The sequence below is a fragment of the uncultured Mycobacterium sp. genome, from assembly GCF_964249325.1.
Taxonomy (GTDB): domain Bacteria; phylum Actinomycetota; class Actinomycetes; order Mycobacteriales; family Mycobacteriaceae; genus Mycobacterium.
The window spans coordinates 1,678-10,077 of sequence record NZ_CAXUCH010000074.1; the positions used below are offsets into that span (position 1 = coordinate 1,678).

An 8,400-nucleotide genomic window follows, 5' to 3' on the forward strand; every position below is an offset into this window, starting at 1 on the left:
CGCCCCGGAACTTGCCGAGGAGATCGGCGCCGAGCTCGCCGCGCCACCGACAGCCCGCTGACGCCTCCGCCGATTACGGCCAGCGATCCCGGTGACATCCTTACGCTCCCTTCGCCGGCATCATCCGGATCAGGTCGGACGGTAAGGGCAGGCGCGCCCACTCTCAGACCCCGCTCCTGGGACTCCCGTGATTCGTCAGCCTTACACGCTAGCGGCTAGCGTCGCGGTGTGCACGAACCCTCTACCCGGCTTGCCGCCGCGCGGCTCTACCTGTGCACCGACGCCCGACGTGAGCGTGGCGACTTGGCCGAGTTCGCCGAGGCGGCGCTGGCCGGCGGAGTCGACATCATCCAGCTGCGCGACAAGGGGTCGGAAGCTGAGCGGCGGTTCGGCCCGCTGGAGGCGCGCGACGAGCTGGCGGCGCTGGAGATCCTCGCCGACGCGGCACGCCGCCACGGCGCATTGGTTGCGGTCAACGACCGGGCCGACATCGCCCGCGCGGCCGGCGCCGACATGCTGCATCTGGGCCAGGGCGATCTGCCGCTGGACATCGCGCGGGCGATCGTGCGGCCGGGCACCCTGATCGGCCGCTCCACCCACGACGTCGGCCAGGTCGCAGGCGCGTTCGCCGACGACGTCGACTACGTCTGCGTCGGCCCGTGCTGGCCCACCCCCACCAAGCCCGGCCGACCGGCGACGGGCCTACAGCTGGTCCGGGACGCAGCGAAGTTGGCCGGCGAGAAGCCGTGGTTCGCCATCGGCGGCATTGACGCGGAGCGGCTGCCGCAGGTGCTTGAAGCCGGGGCCCGCCGAGTGGTGGTGGTGCGGGCGATCACGGCAGCCGACGACCCGAAGGCGGCGGCCCAACGGCTCAGTTCGGCGCTTGCAGCAGCGCGCTGATCCGGTCACTCAGCTGGGAGGGCGCCTGATCCGGCGGGCCCGGCATGCACCAGACGAAGACGCCCGGCTCGACCTGCACAGTGCATGGCAGCTGCACTCGCCGCTCGTCGCTATCATCCAGCGGCACGGTGGCCGGCGCAGTGCTCAGCCGGTGCCAGCTGGCGGCGAACCCGGGATGCAGGGGCAGCTCGGCCACCTCGTCTTCGGCGACCCAGCGCAGCTCGGCGCTTTCGCCGTTAGGCGTGGTGTAGAGCAACTCGTCGGCGTCGGCGACGACCGTGGTGTAGCTCCAGTGAGCACCGCCGGCGCCGACAACCTGGGCCGTGACGACCGCCCCACGCACGGCGACGCGCTCGGCGGGCAGGCCCGCCTCCTCCGAGGCTTCCCGGACCGCGGCCTGCTCGGGCGTCTCATGGCTGTCGCGGGCGCCGCCGGGCAGCCCCCACGTGCCGCCCTGGTGACTCCACCAGGCTCGATGCTGCAGCAGCACGGCCGGTGTGCCGTCGGGGCGCGGCGCGCGCAACAATAGACCGGCCGCACCGTAGCGGCCCCAGTAGCGGGCGCCGCTGTCGGAGATCACCCATCCGTCACCGTCGCCGCGCACGGAGTCAGGATATTCGCCCAGCGACGATGCGGGCCGTGGCGCGGCCCGAGGAGGAGCCGGACAATCCAGCTGCAGGTCCGCGACGATGCGGCCCGCTTAGCTGACCGGCCGCGTAGACACGAACTATCGGCAAGCCACACCGTCAGCGACTTGGGCTCTTAGACTTCGCTTATATAGTTCGTTTCGGTTCATTTGGGGGATCGGCCGAAAGATGATGAGGTCGGAACAGACGTGACCATTGAGTTGGCGCACCCGTCGACCGAGCCGTTGGGGTCGCGGTCGCCGACTGAACCGGCTCACCCGCGTTGGTGGTTCATCTCCACCACACCGGGCCGCATCCTGACCATCGGCATCATCTTGGCGGCGCTGGGCGGCGCCACTGCGTTTGCCACCTCGACGACCATCAACCACCGCCAACAGGCGTTGTCCACGGTGCTCAACCACACCGAGCCGCTGGCCTACGCCGCCGGCCAGCTCTACACCACGCTGTCGGTGGCGGATGCGGCAGCTGCGACCGCGTTCATCGCCCAAGCCGAGCCGCGCACCGTGCGGCAGCGCTACGAGCAGGCCATCACCGACGCGGCGGTGGCGGTGACGCGGGCCTCCAGCGGGCTGACCGACGAACCGCTGGGCAACTGTGACCGTGGCGAGTCGGCGGTGCTGTTGCTGGGCCGGATCAACGCCGAACTGAGCGTCTACACCGGGCTGATCGAGATCGCGCGCACCAACAACCGGGCGGGTAACCCTGTCGGGGCGTCGTATCTGTCAGAGGCGTCGGCGCTGATGCAGTCGACGATCCTGCCCGACGCGCAGTGTCTTTACCGAGCAACCTCGGCGCGGGTAGACAGCGAGACCACGGCCTCAACCCAGATTCCGGCCCCGGTGATCCTCGTCGTGGCCACCACCGTGCTGTTCGGTGCGTACTCACACCGCTGGCTGGCGCGGCGCACCAAACGGCGGATCAACCCGGGTCTGGTCGCGGGCGCACTGGCGATTCTCGTTATGGTGATTTGGGTGGGGACGGCGCTGACAATTTCCACCACAGGCAGCCGCAATGCGAAAAACACTGCGGCAGAATCACTTAAGACGATCACGAACCTGTCGATCACGGCGCAGCAAGCGCGCGCCGACGAGACGCTGTCGCTGATCCGCCGCGGCGACGAAGATGTCCGCAAGCAGTCCTTTTATCAGCGCATCGACAGCATGCATACGCAACTCGAGGAGTACCTGTCGCGCCCCGACGCCGTGGACAAAACCGATCTGCAAGGCGCCGACCAGTTGCTGGCCCGGTGGCGCCAGGCCAACGATCGGATCAACACCTACATTGCGGTCGGCAACTACCGAGCCGCCACCGAGGTGGCGTTGGGCCATGGCGAAGACGACTCCACCCCGGCGTTCGACAAGCTCGACGAGGCGCTGGGCAAGACCCTGGAGCAGAGCCGCGACCAGCTGCGTACCGACATCCTCAATGCGCGCCGCGGGCTGTCCGGCGCCACGGTGGGTGGCGTGGTGCTCAGCTTGAGCGCTGCCATTGCGGTCGCGCTGGGTCTGTGGCCACGGCTAAACGAGTACCGGTGATGACGCTCATGTCCAAGATCCGGTGGAGAGCCCTGGCCGCACCGCTTGCTGCCATGGTGCTGGCCGGCTGCGCTCATCCGGCGCCCCCGGTGGCGATGTCGGTGCCGACACTGCCGCCGCCCACGCCGGCCGGTATGCAAGAGTTGCCGCCGCAGCCGCCGCGCCCGCCGAAGGCTTCGCCGGAGGACTGCGATCCGACCGCCAGCCTGCGCCCCTTTCCCACCAAAGAGGAGGCCGACGCAGCCGTGGAGGGCATCCGCGCCCGCGGCCGGCTGGTCGTCGGGCTCGACATCGGCAGCAACCTGTTCAGCTTCCGCGATCCCATCACCGGCGAGATCACGGGTTTCGACGTCGACATCGCCGGCGAGGTGGCGCGCGACATCTTCGGCACCCCGACTGCCGTCGAGTACCGGATTCTGTCGTCGGACGAACGCATTACCGCGCTGCAGAAGTCGCTAGTCGACATCGTCGTCAAGACCATGACGATCACCTGCGAGCGGCGCAAGTTGGTGAACTTCTCCACCGTCTACCTGGACGCCTACCAGCGCATCTTGGCGCCGCGCGACTCAGCGATCGTCAAGCCATCCGACTTGCCGGGCAAGCGAGTCTGCGTGGCCAAGGGCACCACGTCGCTGCGACGGATCCGCGAGATCGCCCCGCCGCCGATCATCGTGTCCGTAGTCAACTGGGCCGACTGCCTGGTGACGCTGCAGCAGCGGCAGGTCGATGCCGTCAGCACCGACGACTCCATCCTGGCCGGACTGGTGTCACAAGATCCCTACCTGCACATCGTCGGCCCCAACATGGACACGCAGCCCTACGGCATCGGGATCAACCTGGACAACACCGGGCTGGTCCGCTTTGTCAACGGCACGCTGGAACGCATCCGCCGCGACGGAACATGGAACACGTTGTACCGCAAATGGTTAACAGTTTTGGGCCCCGCGCCGGCCCCACCCGCCGCGAGGTACGTGGACTGATGGACGAGCCCATGGACAGCGAACGCGAGGAGCAGCGCCGCCACGAGGAGAGCCCCGGCACGCAGCCGGCGGACGTGCTCGCCGACTCGGCTTCGGTGCGCCGCCCGATGTCCACCCAGGCCATCTTCCGTCCGGATTTCGACGACTCGGAGCGCACGTCGGAGCGCACCGTCGAGACCGAGCCGCAGGAACGGCTGCCCACCACCGCGACGCGGACGGTGCCGCCGGTGCGAAAGCTGGGCGGTGGCCTGGTGGAAGTGCCGCGAGTGCCCTATACCGATCCGCTCGAAGCGCTGATGACCGATCCGGTGGTACCGGAGTCTCGGCGGTTCTGCTGGAACTGCGGCCGGCCGGTCGGCCGATCGGGCCCGGACGGCGAGGCGTCCTCAGAGGGTTGGTGCCCGTACTGCGGCAGCCCGTATTCCTTTCTGCCGCAACTAAACCCGGGCGACATCATCGCCGGCCAGTACGAGGTCAAGGGGTGCATCGCGCACGGCGGGCTGGGCTGGGTGTACCTGGCGTTCGACAAAAACGTCAACGACCGGCCGGTGGTGCTCAAGGGCTTGGTGCATTCCGGCGACGCCGAGGCGCAGAAGATCGCAATGGCCGAGCGGCAGTTCCTGGCCGAAGTGGTGCACCCGTCGATCGTGCAGATCTTCAACTTCGTCGAGCACCCGGACCGGCATGGGAATCCCGTCGGTTACATCGTGATGGAATACGTCGGCGGGCAATCGCTCAAACGACGCAAGGGCGACAAACTTGCGGTGGCCGAAGCGATCGCTTACATCCTCGAAATCCTGCCTGCCCTGGGCTATTTGCACTCTATTGGCTTGGTCTACAACGACCTCAAGCCCGAGAACATCATGCTGACCGAGGAGCAGCTCAAGCTGATCGACCTCGGCGCGGTCTCGCGGATCAACTCCTTCGGCTACCTCTACGGCACGCCCGGCTACCAGGCGCCCGAGATCGTGCGGACCGGCCCGACGGGGGCCACCGACATCTACACGGTCGGACGTACGTTGGCGGCTTTGACGCTCGACCTGCGCACGCGCAACGGCCGCTACGTCGAGGGACTGCCCGACGACGACCCGGTGCTGGACAAGTACGACTCGTTCGGCCGCTTGCTGCGCCGCGCCATCGACCCCGACCCGCGGCGGCGGTTCAGCAGCGCCGAGGAGATGTCCGGGCAGCTGATGGGCGTGCTGCGCGAGGTGGTCGCCCAAGACACCGGGGTGCCGCGTCCGGGGTTGTCGACGATCTTTTCCCGCTCCCGCTCCACGTTCGGGGTCGACCTCCTGGTCTGCCACACCGACGTGTACCTGGACGGCCAGGTGCATTCGGAGAAGCTGACCGCCAAGGAGATCGTCACCGCGCTGCAGGTGCCGCTGGTCGATCCGGCCGACGTGGCCGCCCCGCTGCTGCAGGCCACCGTCCTTTCGCAGCCGGTGCAGACCCTGGATTCGCTGCGCGCGTTCCGCCACGGCTCGCTGGACGCCGAGGGCATCGACCTGTCGGAGTCGGTCGAGCTGCCGCTGATGGAGGTGCGCGCGCTGCTCGACCTCGGCGACGTCGGCAACGCCACGCGCAAATTGGACGACCTCGCCGAACGTGTCGGCTGGCGCTGGCGGCTGGTGTGGTATCGGGCGGTCTCGGAGCTGTTGACAGGCGACTACGACTCGGCCATCAAGCATTTCACCGAGGTGCTCGATACCTTCCCCGGAGAGTTGGCGCCCAAGATGGCGCTGGCGGCCACCCACGAACTCGCAGGAAACCCCGACTGGGAAAAGTTCTACCGGACGGTATGGCAAACCGACGACGGAGTGATCTCGGCGGCGTTCGGTCTGGCCCGAGCACTCTCGGCGACCGGCGACCGGGCAGGTGCGGTGCGCACCCTCGACGAAGTGCCTGCCACCTCAAGGCATTTCACGACCGCGCGGTTGACGAGCGCGGTCACGCTACTGTCGGGTCGATCGCAGAAGGAGATCACCGAGGAGGAGATTCGCGACGCAGCCCGGCGGGTGGAGGCGCTACCGCCCACCGAGCCTAGGGTGCTACAAATCCGGGCCCTGGTGCTGGGAACGGCGATGGACTGGCTGGAAAATCACGAGGCCAGCACCAACCACATCCTGGGCTACCCGTTCACGCGACACGGTTTGCGGCTTGGGGTCGAGGCGTCGCTGCGCGCCCTGGCGCGGGTGGCGCCCACCCAGGCGCACCGCTACACCTTGGTTGACATGGCCAACCGCGTGCGCCCGAACAGCACGTTCTAGCTCGTGTCGAGCGTGCGTCCAGGGCGGACCGCTGTCGAGCGTGCGTCCAGGGCGGACCGCTGTCGAGCGTGCGTCCAGGGCGGAAATCGTGCGCGATTTTCGCCACCCACGCACACTGAACGCCAGCAACGCACACTCGATGCCCTTACCGCACACTCAACGCGCGAGCAGTCGGGCGCGAAGGTCTAACGCGTGCCGCACTCGACGCACGATGTCGGCGGGGCGGTCCTCAGCGACTACGCGGATGATGAGCCAACCCATCCGCTCGAGCATTTCTAGCCGCCGAATGTCCTTGACATACTGCGCTCGATCGGCGCGGTGGTGGTCGCCGTCGTATTCGACCGCAACCATGTACTGCTCCCAACCTAAGTCGAGGTAGGCCATCGCAACGCCGTCGGCGTCGACGACGGGGATCTGGGTTTGCGGCCGGGGAAGTCCGGCTTCGATGAGGAGCAGCCGCAGGTAGCTCTCCCTGGGCGACTGCGCACCCGCGTCGACCAGCTCAAGCGCCGTCTCCAATTGACGTAGTCCGCGCGCACCGCGGTGACACTCAGCCATCCGCGCAACGTCGTCAAGCTTGAGACCGGTCAGGCGCGTAAGCGAGTCCAGCTGCGCCACCGCCGAGCGCAGAGGCCGCCGCCGCCCGATGTCGAAGGCGGTGCGCTCGGGCGTGGTGACCCTGCGGCCGGCAATCGTCTGGACCTCTCCATCGAGCAGCAAGTCGCGGCGCGTCACCACACCCGCTGGCGCGCGAGCGTTCCCATGCACCAACTCCACAGGTACATCGTCGATCCAGGTAACGCCATGTAAGGCTGCGGCTGCCGAACCGCAAATCGTCGCTTCGCGGCGCGACCACAGCCAGGCGGCGACAACGCGCTTCTCGAACGAGAGTTGGATGTTCTTGGCCAAGTAGACATCTGGAAACACAGCTTGGTATCGAGATCGCATTTGGTGACGGTTCAACACTCCGGACGCCAACGCTTCGCTACCGATGAACGGCTCGTCCGACGCACGCATCCCGGGAAGGATGGCACGCCGGCCTCTAGCCCGCGTCTCACCTATCCACAGGGCCGGGTCAGCTCGCCACCAGCTTGACCACCTGGTCGTTGCCGTAGTCGCTGACGTAGATGCTGCCCGACGAGTCCACCGCCACACCGTGGGTGTAGTTGAGCTGGGGAACCGGCAGCAGGACCTGTTTGGTCGCTCCCGCGTTCAACCTCACCACCCGGCTGCCGTCGGTGACATACAGGTTGTTCGACTCATCCACCGCTAAACCGGATGGATCTCTCAGTCCGGTGAACGGCAGCACGCTCTGGCTGGTGGATCCGGCCGCCAGCTTCAGCACCCGGTTGTTGCCGGTATCGGCGACGTAGACGCTGCCGTCGTTGTAAACGGCCACACCCTGCGCACGTTCGAGGTCGTTGAACGGCAGCACCGTCTGGGTGGTCGACCCCGCGGCCAGTTTCACCACCCGGTCGTTGCCGGTGTCGACGACGTCGACGCTGCCGTCTTTGCCCACCGCCAATCCCTCAGGGCGCTTGAGACCGGTGAACGGCAGCACGGTCTGGGTGGTCGACCCCGCGGCCAGTTTCACCACCCGGTCATTGTCGGTGTCACCGACGTAGACGATGCCGTCCTTGTCCACCGCCAAGCCGTACGGCTCCTTGAGGTTGATGAACGGCAGCACAGTCTGCTTGGTGGAGTCGGGGGGCAGCTTGACCACCCGATCGTTTTCGATGTTGGTCACGTAGACGCTGCCGACCGCGTCCACCGCCACACCCTCCGGTCCGGTCAGGCCACTGAACGGCAGAACGGTGGCCCGATACGCCGTCGGTGCCGCTTTCGTCGACCCGGGCGGTTGGCCGTGAGTCGCCGCGAGCCGCCACACCACGATGCCTGCGGCGGTGAGGACCAACACCACCACCACGGCGAGGGCCACCGTCAGCAGCTTCGAGCGCTGCCACGTCGGCTCGGCGACCTCGTCGGGGTAGGACTCGGAGTAGAAGTCCGGGTGAGAATCCGGATAGGAGTCCGGCTCGGGAACCTGCTCGGAAACGCGCTGCGGGGG

General features: G+C 67.5%; 7 protein-coding genes, 1 pseudogene and 1 riboswitch (1 of these 9 only partly in view). Of the genes and pseudogenes, 4 read left to right on the forward strand and 4 right to left on the reverse strand.

What is annotated here, in order from left to right; translation table 11 throughout:
• A pseudogene (locus ACFE99_RS11595) lies at window positions 1-98 on the reverse strand (FAD-dependent oxidoreductase); it reaches 840 nt to the left of the window's first position.
• Window positions 90-199: riboswitch (TPP riboswitch) on the reverse strand. Its footprint overlaps the pseudogene before it by 9 nt.
• Before the next feature lie 29 nt (window positions 200-228).
• Between ACFE99_RS11595 and thiE the strand changes: the two are divergent.
• A complete protein-coding gene (gene thiE / locus ACFE99_RS11600) occupies window positions 229-900 on the forward strand; it encodes a thiamine phosphate synthase (protein ID WP_375485354.1) in 672 nt (223 codons plus the stop codon).
• On the opposite strand, the gene ACFE99_RS11605 is transcribed toward thiE, so the two are convergent.
• The gene (locus ACFE99_RS11605) at window positions 872-1,504 is read right to left on the reverse strand and encodes an NUDIX domain-containing protein (protein ID WP_375485357.1); all 633 of its coding nucleotides are present in this window, start codon (window positions 1,502-1,504) and stop codon (window positions 872-874) included. The genes thiE and ACFE99_RS11605 overlap by 29 nt on opposite strands.
• Window positions 1,505-1,735: 231 nt before the next feature.
• Here ACFE99_RS11605 and glnX point away from each other — a divergent pair, with 231 nt between their 5' ends.
• From glnX to ACFE99_RS11620, 3 genes are read left to right on the forward strand one after another with little or no spacing between them, the layout of a single operon-like run.
• Window positions 1,736-3,082: a protein kinase G-activating protein GlnX gene (glnX, locus tag ACFE99_RS11610; RefSeq protein WP_375485359.1), complete on the forward strand. Its 1,347-nt coding sequence runs from the start codon at window positions 1,736-1,738 to the stop codon at window positions 3,080-3,082.
• Window positions 3,082-4,062, forward strand: coding sequence for a glutamate ABC transporter substrate-binding protein (locus ACFE99_RS11615; protein WP_375485361.1), 981 nt, complete (start codon window positions 3,082-3,084; stop codon window positions 4,060-4,062). The genes glnX and ACFE99_RS11615 overlap by 1 nt, the downstream gene beginning before the upstream one ends.
• Window positions 4,062-6,332: a serine/threonine-protein kinase PknG gene (locus ACFE99_RS11620; protein WP_375485363.1), complete on the forward strand. Its 2,271-nt coding sequence runs from the start codon at window positions 4,062-4,064 to the stop codon at window positions 6,330-6,332. Before ACFE99_RS11615 ends, ACFE99_RS11620 begins: the two co-directional genes overlap by 1 nt.
• A 156-nt stretch (window positions 6,333-6,488) precedes the next feature.
• On the opposite strand, the gene ACFE99_RS11625 is transcribed toward ACFE99_RS11620, so the two are convergent.
• Together ACFE99_RS11625 and ACFE99_RS11630 are read right to left on the reverse strand one after the other, a co-directional pair.
• Window positions 6,489-7,349: a hypothetical protein gene (locus ACFE99_RS11625; protein ID WP_375485365.1), complete on the reverse strand. Its 861-nt coding sequence runs from the start codon at window positions 7,347-7,349 to the stop codon at window positions 6,489-6,491.
• Window positions 7,350-7,407: 58 nt separating this feature from the next.
• Window positions 7,408-8,271, reverse strand: coding sequence for an NHL repeat-containing protein (locus ACFE99_RS11630; RefSeq protein WP_375485367.1), 864 nt, complete (start codon window positions 8,269-8,271; stop codon window positions 7,408-7,410).
• Between the last annotated feature and the right edge of the window lie 129 nt (window positions 8,272-8,400).